Source organism: Saccharothrix sp. ST-888, from assembly GCF_000955975.1.
Classification (GTDB): Bacteria; Actinomycetota; Actinomycetes; order Streptomycetales; family Streptomycetaceae; genus Kitasatospora.
Genome location: NZ_JYJF01000378.1, coordinates 1 through 442, shown reverse-complemented (window position 1 = coordinate 442; position 442 = coordinate 1). Strand labels below are relative to the sequence as shown.

Here is a 442-nt window from a genome sequence, read left to right as displayed (position 1 = left end):
CGGCTGTTGGTGCCAGGGCCGCCGGGCGCGGCAGGCGGGCTGGCCCAGGATGGCGCGGTCGGCGGTGTTGAGCATCCAGGCGATGGCGTCGACGGCCGCGCGGGCGGCGAGATGGGTGAGTTCGGCGTAGATGTTCGCGGTGGTCGACAGGGTCCGGTGACGCAGCGTCTTGGAGACGACCGGCAGGGGTGTGCCGGCGGCCAGGGCGAAGCTGGCGGCGAGGTGACGCAGGTCGTGCAGGGCGATGCGGGGGACGCCGGCCTTGTCGCAGAGCAGGTGGAAGCGGTCCAGGACGCTCTTCGGGTGGAGGGGGCGGCCGTGGCGGTGGAAGACGTAGCCGCCTGCGGGGGTGATCTGGCCGAAGGCTCGTGAGCCGGCGCGGTCGTCGAGGGCGTCGGCGACGCGGTCGGAGAGGGCGACCCAGGCGCGGCTGCCCTTGGTC

At 74.2% G+C, this 442-nt stretch carries 1 protein-coding gene; it reads right to left on the bottom strand.

Going from position 1 to position 442, the window contains the following annotated elements:
- On the bottom strand, positions 1-442 hold a 442-nt coding region (locus UK12_RS33175), incomplete at both ends, for a tyrosine-type recombinase/integrase (RefSeq protein WP_156179100.1).